Origin of the sequence: Kluyvera intermedia (assembly GCF_034424175.1) — a bacterium.
GTDB lineage: Bacteria > Pseudomonadota > Gammaproteobacteria > Enterobacterales > Enterobacteriaceae > Kluyvera > Kluyvera intermedia.
This window is the reverse complement of the sequence record NZ_CP139986.1, coordinates 3,964,735-3,984,282: the sequence shown is the minus strand read 5'-3', so window position 1 is coordinate 3,984,282 and position 19,548 is coordinate 3,964,735. Positions and strand designations below refer to the sequence as shown.

19 protein-coding genes are annotated in these 19,548 nt (G+C 54.1%); 13 read left to right on the top strand and 6 right to left on the bottom strand.

The annotated features are described in order from the left end of the window. Positions 1-4: 4 nt before the first annotated feature. Positions 5-904, top strand: a complete 900-nt coding sequence (gene nhaR, locus U0026_RS19210) for a transcriptional activator NhaR (protein ID WP_062771767.1) — start codon at positions 5-7, stop codon at positions 902-904. Positions 905-1,055: 151 nt separating this feature from the next. Here the strand turns inward: nhaR and rpsT are convergent, their stop codons facing one another. Then, entirely contained in the window at positions 1,056-1,319 is a 264-nt protein-coding gene (gene rpsT / locus U0026_RS19205) for a 30S ribosomal protein S20 (protein ID WP_003018940.1), read from the bottom strand. Positions 1,320-1,646: 327 nt separating this feature from the next. On the opposite strand from rpsT, the gene ribF reads away from it, so the two are divergent. From ribF to rihC, 6 genes are all read left to right on the top strand, one after another. Further along, positions 1,647-2,585, top strand: coding sequence for a bifunctional riboflavin kinase/FAD synthetase (gene ribF, locus U0026_RS19195; protein ID WP_062771770.1), 939 nt, complete (start codon positions 1,647-1,649; stop codon positions 2,583-2,585). A gap of 33 nt (positions 2,586-2,618) precedes the next feature. Continuing rightward, on the top strand, positions 2,619-5,468 hold the full coding sequence (ileS, locus tag U0026_RS19190; protein ID WP_062771773.1) for an isoleucine--tRNA ligase: 2,850 nt from the start codon (positions 2,619-2,621) through the stop codon (positions 5,466-5,468). After that, a complete protein-coding gene (gene lspA / locus U0026_RS19185; protein WP_062771776.1) occupies positions 5,468-5,956 on the top strand; it encodes a signal peptidase II in 489 nt (162 codons plus the stop codon). Before ileS ends, lspA begins: the two co-directional genes overlap by 1 nt. A 150-nt stretch (positions 5,957-6,106) precedes the next feature. Continuing rightward, positions 6,107-6,556, top strand: a complete 450-nt coding sequence (gene fkpB / locus U0026_RS19180) for an FKBP-type peptidyl-prolyl cis-trans isomerase (RefSeq protein ID WP_062771779.1) — start codon at positions 6,107-6,109, stop codon at positions 6,554-6,556. Between the two features lies 1 nt (position 6,557). Then, positions 6,558-7,508 (top strand): 4-hydroxy-3-methylbut-2-enyl diphosphate reductase, encoded by a 951-nt coding sequence (gene ispH, locus U0026_RS19175; protein WP_062771782.1) that lies wholly within the window; start codon positions 6,558-6,560, stop codon positions 7,506-7,508. A gap of 65 nt (positions 7,509-7,573) precedes the next feature. Continuing rightward, the gene (gene rihC, locus U0026_RS19170; RefSeq protein ID WP_062771785.1) at positions 7,574-8,488 is read left to right on the top strand and encodes a ribonucleoside hydrolase RihC; all 915 of its coding nucleotides are present in this window, start codon (positions 7,574-7,576) and stop codon (positions 8,486-8,488) included. Here the strand turns inward: rihC and U0026_RS19165 are convergent, their stop codons facing one another. Continuing rightward, positions 8,489-9,397, bottom strand: coding sequence for a LysR family transcriptional regulator (locus U0026_RS19165; RefSeq protein ID WP_062771788.1), 909 nt, complete (start codon positions 9,395-9,397; stop codon positions 8,489-8,491). It lies immediately after the preceding gene. A gap of 92 nt (positions 9,398-9,489) precedes the next feature. Between U0026_RS19165 and U0026_RS19160 the strand changes: the two genes are divergently transcribed. Continuing rightward, on the top strand, positions 9,490-10,122 hold the full coding sequence (locus tag U0026_RS19160; protein WP_062771791.1) for an alanyl-tRNA editing protein: 633 nt from the start codon (positions 9,490-9,492) through the stop codon (positions 10,120-10,122). 269 nt (positions 10,123-10,391) lie between these two features. Further along, a complete protein-coding gene (gene dapB / locus U0026_RS19155; protein WP_062771794.1) occupies positions 10,392-11,213 on the top strand; it encodes a 4-hydroxy-tetrahydrodipicolinate reductase in 822 nt (273 codons plus the stop codon). Positions 11,214-11,253: 40 nt separating this feature from the next. Here the strand turns inward: dapB and U0026_RS19150 are convergent, their stop codons facing one another. Next, on the bottom strand, positions 11,254-11,499 hold the full coding sequence (locus U0026_RS19150; protein ID WP_156484199.1) for a hypothetical protein: 246 nt from the start codon (positions 11,497-11,499) through the stop codon (positions 11,254-11,256). 170 nt (positions 11,500-11,669) lie between these two features. Here U0026_RS19150 and carA point away from each other — a divergent pair, with 170 nt between their 5' ends. The 4 genes from carA to U0026_RS19130 all read left to right on the top strand — a co-directional run bounded on the left by carA (position 11,670) and on the right by U0026_RS19130 (position 17,562). After that, a complete protein-coding gene (gene carA / locus U0026_RS19145; protein ID WP_062771797.1) occupies positions 11,670-12,818 on the top strand; it encodes a glutamine-hydrolyzing carbamoyl-phosphate synthase small subunit in 1,149 nt (382 codons plus the stop codon). Positions 12,819-12,835: 17 nt separating this feature from the next. Beyond that, on the top strand, positions 12,836-16,060 hold the full coding sequence (carB, locus tag U0026_RS19140; RefSeq protein WP_062771800.1) for a carbamoyl-phosphate synthase large subunit: 3,225 nt from the start codon (positions 12,836-12,838) through the stop codon (positions 16,058-16,060). A gap of 278 nt (positions 16,061-16,338) precedes the next feature. Beyond that, positions 16,339-17,229: an ROK family protein gene (locus U0026_RS19135; protein WP_062771803.1), complete on the top strand. Its 891-nt coding sequence runs from the start codon at positions 16,339-16,341 to the stop codon at positions 17,227-17,229. 99 nt (positions 17,230-17,328) lie between these two features. Beyond that, entirely contained in the window at positions 17,329-17,562 is a 234-nt protein-coding gene (locus U0026_RS19130; protein ID WP_062772265.1) for a YgdI/YgdR family lipoprotein, read from the top strand. Positions 17,563-17,602: 40 nt separating this feature from the next. Here the strand turns inward: U0026_RS19130 and U0026_RS19125 are convergent, their stop codons facing one another. From U0026_RS19125 to idnO, 3 genes are read right to left on the bottom strand one after another with little or no spacing between them, the layout of a single operon-like run. Next, positions 17,603-18,070, bottom strand: a complete 468-nt coding sequence (locus U0026_RS19125; RefSeq protein WP_062771806.1) for a YhcH/YjgK/YiaL family protein — start codon at positions 18,068-18,070, stop codon at positions 17,603-17,605. After that, a complete protein-coding gene (locus U0026_RS19120; RefSeq protein ID WP_062771809.1) occupies positions 18,067-18,597 on the bottom strand; it encodes a gluconokinase in 531 nt (176 codons plus the stop codon). The genes U0026_RS19125 and U0026_RS19120 overlap by 4 nt, the downstream gene beginning before the upstream one ends. Before the next feature lie 14 nt (positions 18,598-18,611). Then, positions 18,612-19,376, bottom strand: a complete 765-nt coding sequence (idnO, locus tag U0026_RS19115) for a gluconate 5-dehydrogenase (RefSeq protein ID WP_062771812.1) — start codon at positions 19,374-19,376, stop codon at positions 18,612-18,614. Between the last annotated feature and the right edge of the window lie 172 nt (positions 19,377-19,548).

The window sequence follows — 19,548 nt, the reverse complement described above, 5'->3', positions numbered from 1 at the left end:
GGGCATGTCGCATATTAATTACAATCATCTTTATTACTTCTGGCATGTCTACAAGGAAGGATCTGTGGTGGGCGCGGCGGAGGCTTTGTACCTTACGCCGCAGACCATTACCGGACAGATCAAGGCGCTGGAAGAGCGCCTACAGGGGAAGCTATTCAAACGTAAAGGACGTGGCATTGAGCCGAGTGAACTGGGAGAGCTGGTGTTCCGTTACGCCGACAAAATGTTCACTCTAAGCCAGGAGATGCTGGATATCGTCAACTACCGCAAGGAATCGAACCTGCTGTTCGATGTTGGCGTGGCCGATGCGCTATCAAAACGGTTAGTGAGCGGTGTGCTGGATGCGGTGGTGGTGGAAGACGAACAAATCCACCTGCGCTGCTTTGAGTCGACCCACGAGATGCTGTTGGAGCAGTTAAGCCAGCACAAACTGGATATGATTATCTCTGACTGCCCAATCGATTCTACGCAGCAGGAAGGCCTGTTCTCGGTGAAAATCGGCGAATGCAGCGTCAGCTTCTGGTGCATGAATCCGCCGCCGGAGAAACCCTTCCCGGCCTGCCTTGAGGAACGGCGTCTGCTGATACCTGGCCGCCGCTCCATGCTGGGACGCAAGCTGTTGAACTGGTTTAACGTGCAGGGGCTGAAGGTTGAGATTCTTGGCGAGTTTGATGATGCGGCGCTGATGAAAGCCTTCGGGGCGGCGCACAATGCGATTTTTGTCGCCCCCACGCTATATGTACATGATTTCTATGCCGATGATAGCATTGTAGAAATTGGTCGCATGGATAGCGTGATGGAAGAGTATCACGCGATTTTTGCCGAACGAATGATTCAGCACCCGGCGGTACAGCGTATTTGCCATCGCGATTATTCAGCGTTGTTTACTCTGCCAGCCAAATAACGCCTCCGCTTCGTAGGCTTGATAAGCGAAGCGCCATCAGGCGTTTCGATGCCGGATGGCGGCTTTGCCTTATCCAGCCTACGTCTTTACTACAGACATAAAAAAACCCGCTTTCGCGGGTTTTTTTCAAAGCTGATTAACAAGCAGGCAATTAAGCCAGTTTGTTGATCTGTGCAGTCAGGTTTGCTTTATGACGTGCAGCTTTGTTTTTGTGGATCAGACCTTTAGCAGCCTGACGGTCCACGATTGGTTGCATTTCGTTAAATGCTTTCAGTGCAGTAGCTTTGTCGCCAGCTTCGATAGCTGCGTATACTTTCTTGATGAAAGTACGCATCATAGAGCGACGGCTAGCGTTGTGTTTGCGAGCCTTTTCAGACTGAACGGCGCGCTTCTTAGCTGATTTGATATTAGCCAAGGCCAACTCCCAAATGTGTTCTATATGGACAATTCAAAGGCCGAGGAGAATGCCCGCTTAGCCTTCTTTTGTCAATGGATTTGTGCAAATAAGCGTCGCAAAATAAAAACGCTGCTTTACGTATTGATGGCGCAGGATTCTACCAGCTTGTCGCAGATGAATACAGTCTTTCCGGCACAAAAATCATGCGGCTCGACCATATTTTGTTGCCTTTAATGCGGATGCTGATGAAATCATTCCCTCTTTCAGAGATGAGGTGCAATAGCGGGTTAACGTGGGCTGCTGTACAAGGTATACTCTGACGATTTTCACTCTTTTGAGCCAGACATGAAGCTGATACGCGGCATACATAATCTCAGTCAGGCACCACATGGGTGCGTACTGACCATTGGTAATTTCGACGGTGTGCATCGTGGGCATCAGGCGCTACTGCAGGGCTTACGTGCTGAAGGTAAAGCGCGTGGATTGCCTGTGGTGGTGATGATTTTTGAACCGCAGCCGCTGGAGCTTTTCGCGGCGAATAAAGCCCCCGCCCGCTTGACCCGACTGCGCGAAAAACTGCGCTATCTGGCTGAAAGCGGCGTGGACTACGTCTTGTGCGTGCGCTTTGACCGACGCTTTGCGGCCTTAACCGCGCAGACGTTTATCAGCGACCTGCTGGTGGAACGCCTTGGCGTACAATTCCTGGCCGTTGGTGATGATTTCCGCTTTGGCGCTGGTCGTCAGGGTGATTTCTTGTTATTACAGAAGGCTGGCGCGGAGTTTGGTTTCGATATCACCAGCACGCAAACTTTCTGTCATGGCGGCGTGCGTATCAGCAGCACTGCCGTTCGTCAGGCGCTGGCCGAGGATGACCTCGTGCAAGCCGAAAACCTGTTAGGGCATCCCTTTATCATCTCCGGGCGTGTGGTGCATGGCGATGAACTGGGGCGTACCATCGGTTTCCCAACGGCGAATTTACCGCTGCGTCGTCAGGTCTCCCCGGTAAAAGGGGTGTATGCGGTGGAAGTGATGGGGCTGGGCGAAAAGCCTCTGCCGGGCGTGGCAAATATCGGTACGCGCCCGACCGTTGCAGGCAGTCGCCAGCAGCTAGAAGTGCATGTGTTAGACGTTGTAATGGACCTTTACGGTCGCCATATAGATGTAGTGCTGCGTAAAAAAATACGCAACGAACAGCGATTTGCGTCGCTGGATGAACTAAAGGCGCAGATTGCGCGAGATGAATTAACGGCCCGCGAGTTTTTTGGGCTTTCAAACCCGGCTTAAATGCCTACGTAAAAATACGGAACCGAGAATCTGATGAGTGACTTTAAATCAACCCTGAATTTGCCGGAAACAGGGTTCCCGATGCGCGGCGACCTCGCCAAGCGTGAACCGGGAATGCTGGCGCGTTGGACCGATGATGACCTGTACGGCATCATTCGTGCAGCCAAAAAAGGCAAGAAAACCTTCATTCTGCATGATGGCCCTCCTTATGCGAATGGCAGCATTCATATTGGTCACTCGGTTAACAAGATTCTGAAAGACATTATCGTGAAGTCCAAAGGACTTTCCGGTTACGACTCTCCGTATGTCCCTGGCTGGGACTGCCACGGCCTGCCTATCGAACTGAAAGTTGAGCAAGAGTTCGGTAAGCCGGGTGAGAAATTCACCGCCGCCGAATTCCGCGCGAAATGCCGCGAATACGCTGCCACTCAGGTTGATGGTCAGCGTAACGACTTCATCCGTCTGGGCGTGCTGGGCGACTGGCAGAAACCGTACCTGACGATGGACTTCAAAACTGAAGCCAACATCATTCGTGCGCTGGGCAAAATCATTGCTAACGGCCATATGCACAAAGGCGCGAAGCCCGTGCACTGGTGCGTTGACTGTCGTTCTGCGCTGGCAGAAGCGGAAGTTGAGTATTACGACAAAACGTCTCCGTCTATCGACGTGGCATTCCACGCGGTGGATACCGACGCGGTAAAAGCGAAATTTGGTGCGGCAAACGTAACTGGCCCAATCTCGCTGGTTATCTGGACCACCACCCCGTGGACCCTGCCAGCTAACCGCGCTATCTCTTTAGCACCAGACTTCGACTACGCGCTGGTGCAAATCGACGGCCAGGCAGTCATTCTGGCAAGCGATCTGGTTGAAAGCGTCATGAAGCGCATTGGCGTCAGCGATTACACCATTCTCGGCACCGTTAAAGGCGCTGAGCTGGAACTGCTGCGCTTTACGCACCCGTTCATGGGCTTCGACGTTCCGGCAATCCTCGGCGACCACGTTACGCTGGACGCGGGTACCGGTGCGGTTCATACCGCGCCTGGTCACGGCCCGGACGACTACGTTATCGGTCAGAAATATAATCTGGAAGTGGCTAACCCGGTTGGCCCGGATGGGACTTACCTGCCGGGTACATACCCAACGCTTGATGGCGTGAACGTGTTCAAAGCGAACGACGTTGTGGTGGCGTTGCTGACCGAAAAAGGCGCACTGCTGCACGTTGAAAAAATGCAGCACAGCTACCCATGCTGCTGGCGTCACAAGTCACCAATTATCTTCCGTGCGACCCCGCAGTGGTTCATCAGCATGGATAAAAAAGGCCTGCGCATTCAGTCTCTCAAAGAGATCGACCGTATTGAGCAGGACGGCGTGACCAAAGAAAACCTGAGCGGCTGGATCCCTGCATGGGGTAAAGCACGTATCGAATCCATGGTGGCGAACCGTCCTGACTGGTGTATCTCCCGTCAGCGTACCTGGGGCGTACCGATGGCGCTGTTCGTGCATAAAGACACCGAAGAGCTGCATCCGCGCACCACCGAACTGATGGAAGCCGTGGCTAAATACGTTGAAAAAGACGGTATTCAGGCATGGTGGGATCTCGACGCACGTGAAATCCTCGGCGACGACGCAGACAACTACGTCAAAGTCCCGGATACCCTCGACGTATGGTTCGATTCCGGATCAACCAGCTATTCGGTTGTCGACGCGCGCCCTGAATTTGGCGGTCATGCGGCTGACATGTACCTGGAAGGTTCTGACCAGCACCGTGGTTGGTTCATGTCCTCCCTGATGATTAGCGTTGCCATGAAAGGCAAAGCGCCGTATCGCCAGGTACTGACCCACGGCTTCACCGTCGATGGTCAGGGCCGTAAGATGTCCAAATCTATCGGCAACACCGTTTCGCCGCAGGACGTGATGAACAAACTGGGCGCTGACATCCTGCGTCTGTGGGTAGCATCAACCGACTACACCAGCGAAATGGCCGTTTCGGATGAGATCCTCAAACGTGCTGCCGACAGCTATCGTCGTATCCGTAACACCGCGCGCTTCCTGCTGGCGAACCTGAATGGGTTTGATCCGGTCAAAGACATGGTGAAACCGGAAGAGATGGTTGTGCTAGATCGTTGGGCAGTAGGCTGCGCGCAAGCGGCGCAGGAAGACATCATGAAAGCCTACGCTTCTTACGATTTCCACGAAGTGGTGCAGCGCCTGATGCGTTTCTGCTCTATCGAAATGGGCTCGTTCTACCTCGACATCATCAAAGACCGCCAGTACACCGCGAAAGCGGACAGCGTGGCGCGTCGTAGCTGCCAGACCGCGCTGTATCATATCTCTGAAGCGCTGGTGCGCTGGATGGCGCCAATCATGTCCTTCACCGCAGATGAAATCTGGGCTTACCTGCCGGGCGAGCGTGAAAAATACGTCTTCACCGGTGAATGGTACGAAGGTCTGTTTGGCCTGGCCGATGCCGAAGAGATGAACGATGCCTTCTGGGATGAGCTGCTGCAGGTGCGTGGCGAAGTGAACAAGGTTATCGAACAGGCGCGTGCTGACAAGAAAGTCGGTGGTTCTCTGGAAGCGGCAGTCACGCTGTACGCCCAGCCGGAACTGGCGGCCAAACTGACGGCGTTGGGTGACGAATTACGATTTGTCCTGTTGACCTCCGGTGCCGCTGTTGCCGATTATGCACAAGCTACCGCTGATGCTCAGCCGAGCGAACTGCTGAAAGGGCTGAAAGTAGCGCTGAATAAAGCCGAAGGTGAGAAATGCCCGCGTTGCTGGCATTACACCACCGATGTCGGCAAGGTGGCGGAACACGCAGAACTCTGCGGCCGCTGTGTGAGTAACGTGGCCGGTGACGGCGAAAAACGTAAGTTTGCCTGATGAGTCAATCGATCTGTTCAACAGGACTGCGCTGGCTGTGGCTGGTAGTAGTCGTGCTGATTATCGACCTGGGCAGTAAATACCTGATCCTCCAGAACTTTGCTCTGGGGGATACGGTGTCGCTGTTCCCGTCGCTTAATCTGCATTATGCGCGTAACTATGGTGCCGCTTTCAGCTTCCTGGCTGACAGCGGCGGCTGGCAGCGCTGGTTCTTTGCCGGTATTGCCGTGGGTATCTGTGTGATTCTGGCGGTGCTGATGTACCGCTCTAAAGCCACGCAGAAGCTCAATAATATCGCCTACGCGCTGATTATTGGCGGCGCGCTGGGTAACTTGTTTGACCGTCTGTGGCACGGCTTTGTCGTCGATATGATCGATTTCTACGTCGGCGATTGGCACTTTGCCACCTTCAACCTGGCCGATACCGCAATTTGTATCGGCGCGGCGCTGATTGTGCTGGAAGGCTTCCTGCCGAAAAAGCAGGCGTAGTTCTGTGACTTCCCCGGCGGCGCTTCGCTTGGCCGGGCTACTCCAGATTGTAGCCCGGCCAAGCGAAGCGCCGCCGGGAAGCCACAAAGCGCACTATCCTAATAACAATAATCGTCATTCCAATGTCGTAAGATAAAAGGCTGTCCCTGCATGTCTAACTCGATTCAAAGCAATAGCGCAGTGCTGGTGCACTTCACGCTGAAACTAGACGATGGCTCTACCGCCGAATCAACCCGTAACAACGGTAAACCGGCGCTATTCCGTCTGGGCGATGCTTCCTTGTCTGAAGGGCTGGAACAGCATCTTCTTGGCCTGAAGGCCGGTGATAAAAAAGCGTTCTCACTGGAGCCGGATGCGGCGTTTGGTGTCTCTTCACCTGACCTTATCCAGTATTTCTCCCGCCGCGAATTTATGGATGCGGGCGAACCGGAAATCGGTGCCATCATGCTGTTTACCGCGATGGATGGCAGTGAAATGCCGGGCGTTGTCCGCGAGATTAACGGTGATTCCATCACGGTTGATTTCAATCACCCGCTGGCGGGCCATACCGTTCATTTTGATATTGAAGTACTGGAAGTCGATCCGGTACTGGAGGCGTAACATGCAGATCCTGTTGGCCAACCCACGCGGCTTTTGTGCAGGCGTTGACCGCGCTATCAGCATTGTTGAAAATGCGCTCGCCATTTATGGCGCGCCAATCTACGTGCGTCACGAAGTGGTGCATAACCGCTACGTGGTGGAGAGCTTGCGCGAGCGTGGCGCGATCTTTATCGAGCAGATAAGTGAAGTGCCGGATGGCGCGATCCTGATTTTCTCGGCCCACGGCGTATCTCAAGCCGTGCGCAACGAAGCGAAGGGGCGCGACTTAACGGTCTTTGATGCCACCTGTCCGCTGGTGACCAAAGTGCATATGGAAGTGGCGCGCGCCAGCCGCCGTGGCGAAGAGTCGATTCTTATCGGCCACGCCGGTCACCCGGAAGTCGAGGGAACGATGGGCCAGTACAGCAACCCGAAAGGCGGCATGTATCTGGTCGAGTCGCCGGAAGATGTACTGACGCTCTCCGTCAAAGACGAAAGCAAGCTGTCGTTTATGACTCAGACCACGCTGTCGGTTGACGACACTTCTGACGTTATTGACGCGCTGAGAGTCCGTTTCCCGAAAATCGTCGGCCCGCGCAAAGATGATATTTGCTACGCCACCACCAACCGTCAGGAAGCCGTGCGATCGCTCGCCCAGCAGGCGGACGTGGTGCTGGTGGTGGGTTCGAAAAACTCATCCAACTCCAACCGTCTGGCTGAATTGGCGCAGCGGATGGGCAAGGCCGCCTATCTGATTGACGATGCCGCTGATATTCAGGAAGCATGGGTGAAAGACGCAGCCAGCGTCGGCGTAACTGCCGGGGCTTCTGCGCCGGATATTCTGGTGCAAAACGTGATTGCCCGCCTGCAATCGCTGGGCGGTGGTGAAGCCGTCACGCTGGAAGGCCGCGAAGAGAATATCGTCTTTGAAGTGCCGCGCGAACTGCGTGTTGATGTTCGTGAAGTCGAGTAAATTAATTCTCCCACGGATGTGAAAAAATGCCAGGCTTAACGTCTGGCATTTTTTATGGAGAAATCATGCGCCTGCCTATCTTTCTTGATACCGATCCCGGCATTGATGATGCCGCTGCCATTGCTGCTGCTCTCTTTGCACCCGAACTGGATCTCCAGTTGATGACTACCGTCGCGGGTAATGTCTCGGTTGAAAAAACTACCCGCAATGCGCTACAGCTGCTGCATTTCTGGAACGCCGATGTTCCCTTAGCCCAGGGCGCTTCCTCGCCGTTGGTGCGCCCATTGCGCGATGCCGCCTCGGTACACGGTGAGTCCGGCATGGAAGGGTATGACTTTGTGGAACACAATCGCCAGCCGCTGGCAAAACCGGCGATTCTGGCAATTCGTGATGCGCTGATGCACGCGCCGGAACCGGTCACGCTGGTGGCGATTGGGCCGCTGACCAATATTGCCTTATTGCTGACGCAGTATCCCGAGTGCCGTTTCAATATTCGCCGGCTGGTGATCATGGGTGGTTCTGCCGGGCGCGGTAACTTCACGCCTAATGCCGAGTTTAATATCGCCATCGACCCGGAGGCCGCCGCGCTGGTTTTCCGTAGCGGGCTGGAGATTGTGATGTGCGGGTTGGACGTCACCAATGAGGCGGTGCTGACGCCGACGTATCTGGCAGCATTGCCAACGCTCAATAAGACCGGCAGCATGCTGCACGCGTTGTTTAGCCACTACCGCAGCGGCAGTATGCAAAGCGGTCTGCGGATGCACGACCTTTGCGCCATTGCCTGGCTGGTTCGTCCTGAACTGTTTACCGTGCAATCGTGTTTTGTGGCGGTCGAAACGCAAGGACAGTACACGGCGGGCACGACCGTGGTGGATATCGAGGGTCGCCTGGGGCAGCCCGCCAACGCGCAGGTCGCGCTGGCGCTGGATGTTGACGGCTTCCGCCAGTGGGTCGCTGAGGTGCTGTCACGCGCGCCATAATCAACGGCCAGACTGAGGCAATTTCTCGCTAAGGTAATCAATCATGGCCCGCATTCTGGCGGGCATATGTTGGTTGCGTGTCCATAAGAGCCACAGGTCGCCGCTGTAATCGCTGATAAATTCCCACTCCGGTAATACCTGGACAATTTCGCCGCTGGCAAGCGTTTCACGGGCGGTAAACAGCGGCAGGCTGCCAATCCCCAGATGATGCTTTACCGCGTCCAGCCGCACGCCGGTATGGTTGGCTGCATAACGCCCATGAGTTTGCAGAGTTTCAATTTTATCCCCACGGCGAAACTTCCAGCGCGAATCGGCGGGCGTTTCGCCAAGGCTAATACAGCTATGATCGCGCAGGGCTTGTGGGGTATCGGGCGTACCGTGCTGGCGCAAATATTCCGGCGTGGCGCAGATAACGTGACTGACCGGCATCAGCGGCTTGCCGTACAAACCCGGCGACGGCGACTGACTGATGCGCAGTGCCAGATCCACGCCATCATCAATCAAGTCCATATAGCGGTCTTCCAGCCTCAGACAGACATCCACGCCCGGGAAGCGGGTGAAAAACTCCGCCATTAAGGGATGAATAACAAAACGCCCGACCGCCTTTGGCACGCTGACCGTTAGCTTCCCCTGGGCAATGGTCTGGCGGCTGCTGCCGGAGTCTACCGCCATTTGCGCAGCGTTTAGCATCTCTTGCGCGTGTTCATAAACCATCTTCCCGGTCTCGCTTAGTGCCAGCTTACGGGTGGTGCGGTGCAACAGTTTGCTGCCTAATGCCTGCTCAAGCCGCGAGACGCTGCGGCTGATAGCGGAAGGCGTTGCGCCGGATATTTTGGCGGCGGCGGAGAAACTCCCCTGGTCGACAATCAACACAAAGGTGGCAAGATCAGGAAGCAGGTTGGGATTCATTTGTGCGTACCGGGCAAAGATGCATTGAATGTTGATGGGATTATCGGTGCTGGTAAAGTGAATATACTCTGCTCATCAAGAGGAGAACAACCATGACTGAACGTCTTTATTACACCAGCGATGACACCCGTGGCCATGCGACGATCACACACTGCACGGCAGAACCCGATGGGCGCTATGCGATTACGCTCGATAGCACGCTGTTTCATCCACAGGGCGGCGGACAACCCTCGGACAGTGGCGCGATCGGCGGCGTCCCGGTTGAAGGCGTGATGACGCGCGGTGAAGAGGTGGTGCATATTGTGGCGCAACCGCTGCCACCTGGCGAAACGACGCTGCATATTGATGCTGCTGTCCGCCATCTTCACGCCCGTCTGCACTCTGCCGGGCACATGATTGGTCAGGCCGGTGAAATATTTGGTTGGCGACCGGTTAAAGCCCACCATTGGCCGAATGAAGGGCGCATTACTTTTGCGATAGGTGAGGGCAGCACTTTGCCGGAAGCGGCACAACTGATGGCTAAAATTGGCCAATGGCAGGCCGACAATCTTGCGCGCCGAATTACTTTTGACGGCGGCTTACGCCAGGTCGGTTTTGGTGATCTACCGGGATATCCCTGTGGCGGTACGCACGTGGCCCGTTTATCCGAGTTGGGTGAGGTGATCATTACACAGGTGAAGCTGAAAAAAGGGCAGATGGTGGTGAGCTATACTCTAGCGGCCTGAAACTGGGCTGGCGGAAACGGTCATGCGAATTGGCTACCTGTCGCCGGGTTTTAAAGTGCTTTTCTTATCGTCTGTCGCCATTCTGAGCGAGTTTGACTTCTTTCCCCGACTGCGGCAATGATTCATCCTGCGGGATGAATCATGTCTTTTACTGATATTCCTCTCTGTTTATCATTAATTTCTAATTATGGACGTTTTCGGCTGGCGACCCTGTCGCGGGCTGGTTACTCTGAAAACGATTTACGCAATTTTAACAAAAGAGAATAGCTATGCATGATGCACAAATCCGCGTCGCCATTGCAGGCGCCGGTGGCCGCATGGGACGGCAGTTAATTCAGGCCACGATGGCGATGGAAGGAGTACAACTGGGGGCGGCACTCGAGCGTGATGGCTCCTCTTTACTGGGCAGCGATGCCGGTGAACTGGCGGGCGTTGGAAAATCTGGCGTAACCGTTCAGAGCAGCCTCGAAGCGGTAAAAGACGATTTCGATGTCTTTATCGATTTTACCCGCCCGGAAGGCACGCTGACGCATCTGGCATTTTGTCGGCAGCACGCAAAAGGCATGGTGATTGGCACGACCGGGTTTGATGATGCCGGTAAGCAGGCCATTCGCGATGCATCGCAGGATATTGCCATTGTGTTTGCCGCCAACTTTAGCGTTGGCGTGAACGTGATGCTTAAACTGCTGGAGAAAGCGGCGAAGGTGATGGGCGACTACACCGACATCGAAATTATTGAAGCGCACCACCGTCATAAAGTCGACGCACCGTCAGGGACGGCGCTGGCGATGGGGGAGGCGATTGCCGGGGCGCTGGATAAAGATCTGAAAGACTGCGCGGTCTATTCCCGCGAAGGTTATACCGGCGAGCGTGTACCGGGCACCATCGGATTTGCCACCGTGCGCGCGGGCGATATCGTTGGTGAACATACCGCGATGTTTGCCGATATTGGCGAGCGTGTGGAGATTACTCACAAGGCTTCCAGCCGGATGACCTTTGCTAACGGCGCGGTCAGATCGGCATTGTGGCTTAATGCTAAGTCAAATGGTCTTTTTGATATGCGTGATGTGCTGAATTTGAATGATCTATAGCAACTTATTACCCATCGTGATGTGGTTATTGTAGTCATAGTTAATTGATTACAAAGGGCAATATTTTATTGCCCTTTATTTTATCTATTTTTTGCTTATTATATTTGTCAGTCGCTTGTTTTAATGTGTTTTGATGTCTAATTCTGTTGTTTAAATGTAAATTTTGACCATCTGGTCTACTTTTCACTGCCCCTTCCAACGGTTTACCATTCTTCATCCCCCGCAAGCGTTTTCTATGATGACTTAGTTGATCTTTTTGGGCGCTTTTAACGAGTGATTTAGCCAACACCACAAAATAATGATAAAAATTGTCCTTTAAGGTAGACTTTTGCCGAGGCTGTCTCTAGAATGCCGCCGTTTGCCAGAAATACGTCGGTAAGCAGATTTGCATTGATTTGCACCATTGTTATGCATTAATATGCAAATAAAGCGAGTAAATATTCTCTGGAGGGTGTTTTGATTAAGTCAGCGCTATTGGTTCTGGAAGACGGAACCCAGTTTTACGGTCGGGCCATCGGGGCAACAGGTTCGGCGGTTGGGGAAGTCGTTTTCAATACTTCAATGACCGGTTATCAAGAAATCCTCACTGATCCTTCCTATTCTCGCCAAATCGTTACTCTTACTTATCCTCATATCGGCAATGTCGGCACCAATGCTGCTGACGAAGAATCCTCTCAGGTACATGCGCAAGGCCTGGTCATTCGCGACCTGCCGCTGATTGCCAGCAACTACCGCAATACCGAAGACCTCTCTTCCTACTTAAAGCGCCATAACATCGTGGCGATTGCCGATATCGATACCCGTAAGTTAACCCGCCTGCTGCGCGAGAAAGGCGCTCAGAACGGCTGCATCATTGCAGGCGATAACCTGGATGCGACGCTGGCACTGGAAAAAGCCAAAGCGTTCCCGGGCTTAAATGGGATGGACCTGGCAAAAGAAGTCACCACTGCGGAAACCTACGGTTGGACGCAAGGTAGCTGGACGCTGGCAGGTGAACTGCCGGAAGCGAAGTCCGAAGAAGAGCTGCCTTTCCACGTGGTTGCTTATGATTTTGGTGCGAAACGCAACATTCTGCGCATGCTGGTAGACCGCGGTTGCCGCCTGACGGTAGTACCGGCTAAAACCTCCGCAGAAGACGTCCTGAAAATGAATCCAGACGGTATCTTCCTCTCCAACGGCCCCGGTGACCCGGCTCCGTGTGACTATGCCATCGACGCGATTGAAAAATTCCTCCAGACCGATGTCCCGGTATTCGGCATCTGCCTGGGTCATCAGCTGCTGGCGCTGGCGAGCGGTGCGAAAACCATCAAGATGAAATTCGGTCACCACGGCGGCAACCACCCGGTGAAAGATATCGATAACAACGTGGTGATGATTACTGCGCAGAACCACGGTTTTGCGGTAGATGAAGCTTCCCTACCAGCTAACCTGCGCGTAACCCACAAATCGCTGTTTGATGGCACCTTACAAGGCATCCATCGTACCGATAAACCGGCGTTCAGCTTCCAGGGTCACCCTGAAGCGAGCCCAGGTCCACACGACGCTGCGCCGCTGTTCGACCATTTTATCGAGTTAATTGAGCAATACCGTCAGTCCGCGAAATAATCAGGAGTTAATGAGCCATGCCAAAACGTACAGACATAAAAAGTATCCTGATTCTGGGCGCGGGCCCGATTGTTATCGGTCAGGCGTGTGAGTTTGACTACTCCGGTGCCCAGGCGTGTAAAGCGCTGCGCGAAGAGGGCTACCGCGTCATTCTGGTGAACTCCAACCCGGCGACCATCATGACCGACCCGGAAATGGCCGATGCAACCTATATCGAGCCGATTCACTGGGAAGTGGTGCGTAAAATTATCGAAAAAGAACGTCCGGATGCTGTCCTGCCAACCATGGGCGGCCAGACTGCACTGAACTGTGCGCTGGAACTCGAACGTCAGGGCGTACTTGAAGAGTTTGGCGTAACCATGATTGGCGCCACTGCTGACGCGATTGATAAAGCCGAAGACCGTCGCCGTTTTGACGTGGCGATGAAGAAAATCGGCCTCGACACCGCGCGCTCTGGCATCGCCCACACTATGGAAGAAGCGCTGGCAGTTGCTGCTGACGTTGGCTATCCGTGCATCATCCGTCCATCCTTCACCATGGGCGGCACCGGTGGCGGTATCGCCTACAACCGTGAAGAGTTCGAAGAAATTTGCGAACGCGGTCTGGATCTTTCCCCAACTAAAGAGCTGCTGATTGATGAGTCGCTGATTGGCTGGAAAGAGTACGAGATGGAAGTAGTGCGTGATAAAAACGACAACTGCATCATCGTCTGCTCCATCGAAAACTTTGACGCCATGGGTATTCACACCGGTGACTCCATCACCGTCGCCCCGGCGCAGACCCTGACCGACAAAGAATATCAAATCATGCGTAACGCCTCGATGGCGGTACTGCGTGAAATCGGCGTTGAGACCGGTGGTTCCAACGTCCAGTTCTCGGTGAACCCGAAAGACGGTCGCCTGATCGTTATCGAAATGAACCCGCGCGTCTCCCGCTCCTCTGCGCTGGCCTCGAAAGCCACCGGCTTCCCGATTGCTAAAGTGGCGGCGAAACTGGCGGTGGGTTACACCCTTGATGAACTGATGAACGACATCACCGGCGGCCGTACTCCGGCGTCGTTTGAGCCGTCTATCGACTACGTTGTGACTAAAATCCCACGCTTTAACTTCGAGAAATTCGCCGGTGCGAACGACCGTCTGACCACTCAGATGAAATCGGTCGGTGAAGTGATGGCGATTGGTCGTACCCAACAGGAATCGTTGCAGAAAGCGCTGCGTGGCCTGGAAGTGGGCGCGACCGGTTTCGACCCGAAAGTGAGTCTGGATGACCCGGAAGCGCTGACCAAAATTCGTCGCGAGCTGAAAGACGCGGGCGCCGAGCGTATCTGGTACATCGCCGACGCCTTCCGTGCTGGCCTGTCCATTGACGGTGTCTTCAACCTGACTAACATTGACCGCTGGTTCCTGGTGCAGATTGAAGAGCTGGTGCGTCTGGAAGAGAAAGTCACGGAAGTGGGTATCACCGGTCTCGACGCAGACTTCCTGCGCCACCTGAAACGTAAAGGCTTTGCCGATGCGCGTCTGTCTAAACTGGCGGGCGTACGCGAAGCGGAAATCCGCAAGCTGCGTGACCAGTATGACCTGCACCCGGTCTACAAACGCGTGGATACCTGTGCGGCAGAATTTGCGACAGACACCGCCTACATGTACTCCACCTATGAAGATGAGTGTGAGTCCAACCCGTCGGTAGACCGCGATAAAATCATGGTCCTCGGCGGCGGCCCGAACCGTATCGGTCAGGGTATTGAATTCGACTACTGCTGCGTACACGCTTCGCTGGCGCTGCGTGAAGACGGTTACGAGACCATCATGGTCAACTGTAACCCGGAAACCGTTTCGACTGACTACGACACTTCCGACCGCCTGTACTTCGAGCCGGTGACGCTGGAAGATGTGCTGGAAATCGTGCGCATCGAGAAGCCAAAAGGCGTTATCGTGCAGTATGGCGGTCAGACTCCGCTGAAACTGGCGCGTGCGCTGGAAGCCGCTGGCGTACCGGTTATCGGCACCAGCCCGGATGCCATCGACCGTGCAGAAGACCGTGAGCGTTTCCAGCACGCGGTTGACCGCCTGAAGCTGAAACAACCGGCGAACGCCACCGTCACCGCTATCGAACAAGCCGTTGAGAAGGCAAAAGAGATTGGCTACCCGCTGGTGGTGCGTCCGTCCTACGTGCTTGGCGGCCGGGCGATGGAAATCGTTTACGACGAAATCGACCTTAAACGCTACTTCCAGACCGCCGTCAGCGTCTCTAACGATGCGCCGGTGCTGCTGGACCGCTTCCTTGATGATGCGATTGAAGTCGATGTTGACGCTATCTGCGACGGCGAAATGGTGCTGATTGGCGGCATCATGGAACACATCGAACAGGCTGGCGTTCACTCCGGTGACTCCGCGTGTTCCCTGCCAGCCTACACGCTGAGCCAGGAAATTCAGGACGTGATGCGCCAGCAGGTGCAGAAACTGGCCTTCGAGTTGCAGGTACGCGGTCTGATGAACGTGCAGTTTGCGGTCAAAGATAACGAAGTCTACCTGATTGAAGTCAACCCTCGTGCGGCACGTACCGTACCGTTCGTCTCCAAAGCCACCGGCGTGCCGCTGGCAAAAGTGGCGGCGCGCGTCATGGCGGGTCAGACGCTAGCACAGCAGGGTGTGACCAAAGAAGTTATCCCACCGTACTACTCGGTAAAAGAAGTGGTGCTGCCGTTCAACAAATTCCCAGGCGTTGACCCACTGTTAGGGCCAGAAATGCGCTCTACCGGCGAAGTCATGGGCGTAGGCCGCACCTTCGCGGAAGCGTTCGCTAAGGCACAGCTGGGCAGTAGCTCTACCATGAAAAAACAGGGCCGTGCGCTGCTCTCCGTTCGCGAAGGCGATAAAGAGCGCGTGGTTGACCTGGCGGCCAAACTCCTGAAACAGGGCTTCGAGTTGGATGCGACCCACGGTACCGCAGTGGTATTGGGCGAAGCCGGTATCAACCCGCGTCTGGTGAATAAGGTGCATGAAGGTCGTCCGCATATTCAGGACCGTATTAAGAATGGCGAATACACCTACATCATCAATACCACCGCGGGCCGCCAGGCGATTCAGGATTCCAAGCTGATTCGTCGCAGCGCCCTGCAATACAAGGTGCATTACGACACCACCCTGAACGGCGGCTTTGCCACCGCGATGGCGCTAAATGCGGATGCGACCGAGAAGGTGACATCAGTGCAGGAAATGCACGCGCAGATTCAAAAATAAGCGCAAACCTCAAAAAAACGCCGGACAACTGTCCGGCGTTTTTGTTTGTAGCCGTCACGCAATGATGCGGAGGTAGCCCGGCCAAGCGAAGCGCCGCCGGGAAACACCAAGCCAACAGAATATCTCCCATCTTCACAGCATTCCCCCGCAGCATGCAAACAAACGCTGCGGCGTTTCATGAAATACATTGTTGGGAGAGTGCGCAAGTTTTGCCAGCGCACTTCCCGGCATAATAGCCTGATAACATATTGTGATTATTAGTTAACTATGGGATTGATATGGCTACTCTATTATTTGACTGGGGCGGTAGCGTCATAAAATACGGCGTCTGGGCGCAGGATACTTTGATGGATACCGGGTCGGTTAAAACTCCTGCAAGCTGGGAAGAAATGAAAGTACAGCTGCTGGAGGTCTACCGTGACTTTCAGCAGCACTATGATATTCAAGGGGTTGGCGTTAGTGCGCCCGGCAATGTTGATGCCGAACGCGGGGTGATTGGCGGGCTTAGCGCGATCCCTTATATCCACCATTTTCCTATCGTTGACGAGCTAACGGCGCTGTTTGGCCTGCCGGTAAGTATTGAAAACGATGCCAATGCGGCGGGTATTGCCGAAGCGGCGGTGGGGGCGGGGCGTGATCATCGCCACGTGCTGTTTGTGATTGTCGGCTCCGGTGTGGGTGGGGCGATACTGGAAGATAAGGTTTTGCGTCGCGGCAGCCACCGTTATGCCGGAGAGTTTGGTTTGATGACCTTACAGGATGGTCAAACATTTAGCGAACTGGGTACGGCGGTTGCGATGGCCAAACGCTACGCGCTGCGCATGTCTTTGGCAGAAGATTCCGTCACCGGTGCTGAGGTATTCCGCCTAGCCGAACAAGGCGATGCCATTGCTCAGGAGGAAGTGAATCAGTTCTACCATTGGATGGCGGTGGGGCTATTCAACTTGCAGGTCTGTTACGATCCTGACTGTTTAATTATTGGCGGTGGCATCTCTTCTAATGAGGCGATTTTCGCCGGAATTCAGGCTCGCCTAACCGCGCTGGTGAATGAAAAGCAGCTGGCTGAATTTATGCCGACCCTGTTGCTTTGCCAGCACCGTAACAATGCCAATTTGATTGGTGCTGCGGTGAGTTTTGCCCAGCAGCATGGCGTAAGCCACTCATATTAAAGCTTAGGAGTGTTCTGGTTTCCCTCACGTTATCCAGCCGTTAACCTAAAATGGTTAGAGTGATAACGAATTTAGACTGAAAGGCTGGAGGGAAACATGATGCAATATAAGCGATTGACCGTAGCGATTCTGACCGCAGGTGTACTTTTTACCGTTGCCGGGTGTTCATCTAACCAGGCGGTAAAAACGACGGATGGCAAAACCATCGTGACCGACGGTAAACCGCAGGTTGATGACGATACTGGTCTGGTATCGTATAAAAATGCCGAAACCGGCCAGACTGAGCAAATCAACCGCGACCAGGTGAAAAGCATGGGCGAGCTTGATAACTAAGTGATTTGCGGCCCCGCAATGAATAGCGCGGGGCCAGCGCTTATAGCAAATCACGATTAATTTTGACGATGATTTTACGCAGTGGCGCGCCCGCGCCAAGGCTACCCATTGGACGATGCAGTTCACCCGGGAAGACAATCGCTATCTCTTCAGGATGCAGGTGAATTAACGTTTCACTGCTGATTTGCATACAAAATCCAATATCATGCGCATCGTTAAACGCGCCATCTGGGATAATTTCCAGCCCCTTATTTCCTGCACCAATGATTTCCTCACCCGTCAGCACTATATGAATATCAATATATTGTTGATGATATTCCGGGCGCTGCTCGGCGAGCGGCCTGGTTTCTCCTTCCACCACACTAAAGAACAGGTTGTCGCCATCGACGATATATTTACCCGGCGGCAGGGTATGCGGATCTTGCGCAATGACAGCGTGCAGTGCTTGACGAATAACCGCGGGATAGAATGTAGTTTTCTCTGCGCGAGAGAGAGTATCGATAATCATGCCGGGACTTCCTGTGAAGGTTGGTGGGCTAAAAGGGTTAACGCACGCCCCACGATGCTTGAAACATCGGTTGAGACATCGAGTGGCATGATATCCGGCTCGCTGGCGTCTGGGACTTCCAGAGCGGCAAATTGGCTGCGCAGCAGCGCCTCCGGCATAAAGTGGCCTTTGCGTGCCTGCATGCGCTGCAAAATGCAGTCGTAATCACCGGTCAACCACAAAAAACGCAGTTGTGGATTACCTTCGCGAAGCTGGTCGCGATAACGCTTTTTCAGCGCTGAACAGACCAGTACGCCAGACTCATTCTTCTGCCCAAGACTGAAAATTACATCGCTGATGCGCGCAAGCCATGGCTGACGGTCGCTGTCTTCCAGCGGCTGGCTAGCGGCCATCTTGATGATGTTTTGCCGTGGATGGAGATCGTCGCCATCAATAAATTTCGCCCCTAACGCCTGTGACAGCGCGTGTCCGACGGTGGTTTTTCCGGTGCCGGAAACGCCCATTAAAATAATGCATTGCCCTGCCATTGGTGGCTCCTTTCTCACACGGCAACCAGCATGCCGCCATCAACAAACAGCAGATGCCCGTTAACAAAATCAGAGGCTTTCGACGATAAGAAGACCGCTGCGCCGACCAACTCTTCTGGATTACCCCAGCGTGCTGCCGGGGTACGTTTGCACAACCAGTCGGTAAACGCTTTATCATCGACCAGCGCCTGAGTCATGGCGGTTTTGAAGTAGCCGGGGGCAATACCGTTGACCTGGATATTATGGCGTGCCAGCTCCACGCACATTCCGCGGGTCAGCATTTTGACCGCACCTTTGGCGGCGGCATACGGCGTAATGGTGTCGCGTCCCAGCTCGCTTTGCATCGAACAGATATTGACGATTTTCCCAGCTTTGCGGTTCATCATCCGTTTGGCAACGGCCTGCGAGACCAAAAATACGGCCGTTTGGTTGACGGCAATGACATCGTTCCACTCTTTGACCGGAAATTCAGTAAAGGGGTGGCGGCGCTGAATACCGGCGTTATTAAACAGCACGTCGATAGCGCCAATATTTTCTTCAATATGCGCAATGGCGGTTTCAACAGAATCCGGGTCGGTGACGTTAAAGACCGCGGTATGAGCGGTGGCGCCTTCGTCACGCAATTTCATCGCGGCCTGTTCTGCCCGCTCAGCGGAAATATCGTTAATGATAATTTCTGCGCCATATTGCGCCAGCCCCTGCGCCATCACGTAGCCGATACCCTGGCCGGAGCCGGTAATTAAAATGCGCTTGCCTTGTAAGCTGAATAAATTGTTCATCACTGTTTCCTGTTTCACGACGGGAATTGGCCCTGAGAAGATGCTGTCTATCTCACGGTTTTTACGTCTGTGAAACTGTGATGGAGATCACCGTCAACCATGTTACAAAAAGGGGTTACAGCATGTGTGATCCTGAAGGGGAAAATGCAGGAAAAACCGCGTCATACGCGGC

Excerpts from the sequence above, each read along its gene's own strand:
- nhaR (WP_062771767.1), top strand. The coding sequence starts at position 5 with ATGTCGCATATTAATTACAATCATCTTTATTACTTCTGGCATGTCTAC.
- ribF (WP_062771770.1), top strand. The coding sequence starts at position 1,647 with ATGAAGCTGATACGCGGCATACATAATCTCAGTCAGGCACCACATGGG.
- ileS (WP_062771773.1), top strand. The coding sequence starts at position 2,619 with ATGAGTGACTTTAAATCAACCCTGAATTTGCCGGAAACAGGGTTCCCG.
- lspA (WP_062771776.1), top strand. The coding sequence starts at position 5,468 with ATGAGTCAATCGATCTGTTCAACAGGACTGCGCTGGCTGTGGCTGGTA.
- fkpB (WP_062771779.1), top strand. The coding sequence starts at position 6,107 with ATGTCTAACTCGATTCAAAGCAATAGCGCAGTGCTGGTGCACTTCACG.
- ispH (WP_062771782.1), top strand. The coding sequence starts at position 6,558 with ATGCAGATCCTGTTGGCCAACCCACGCGGCTTTTGTGCAGGCGTTGAC.
- rihC (WP_062771785.1), top strand. The coding sequence starts at position 7,574 with ATGCGCCTGCCTATCTTTCTTGATACCGATCCCGGCATTGATGATGCC.
- U0026_RS19165 (WP_062771788.1), bottom strand. The coding sequence starts at position 9,397 with ATGAATCCCAACCTGCTTCCTGATCTTGCCACCTTTGTGTTGATTGTC.
- U0026_RS19160 (WP_062771791.1), top strand. The coding sequence starts at position 9,490 with ATGACTGAACGTCTTTATTACACCAGCGATGACACCCGTGGCCATGCG.
- dapB (WP_062771794.1), top strand. The coding sequence starts at position 10,392 with ATGCATGATGCACAAATCCGCGTCGCCATTGCAGGCGCCGGTGGCCGC.
- carB (WP_062771800.1), top strand. The coding sequence starts at position 12,836 with ATGCCAAAACGTACAGACATAAAAAGTATCCTGATTCTGGGCGCGGGC.
- U0026_RS19135 (WP_062771803.1), top strand. The coding sequence starts at position 16,339 with ATGGCTACTCTATTATTTGACTGGGGCGGTAGCGTCATAAAATACGGC.
- U0026_RS19130 (WP_062772265.1), top strand. The coding sequence starts at position 17,329 with ATGCAATATAAGCGATTGACCGTAGCGATTCTGACCGCAGGTGTACTT.
- U0026_RS19125 (WP_062771806.1), bottom strand. The coding sequence starts at position 18,070 with ATGATTATCGATACTCTCTCTCGCGCAGAGAAAACTACATTCTATCCC.
- U0026_RS19120 (WP_062771809.1), bottom strand. The coding sequence starts at position 18,597 with ATGGCAGGGCAATGCATTATTTTAATGGGCGTTTCCGGCACCGGAAAA.
- idnO (WP_062771812.1), bottom strand. The coding sequence starts at position 19,376 with ATGAACAATTTATTCAGCTTACAAGGCAAGCGCATTTTAATTACCGGC.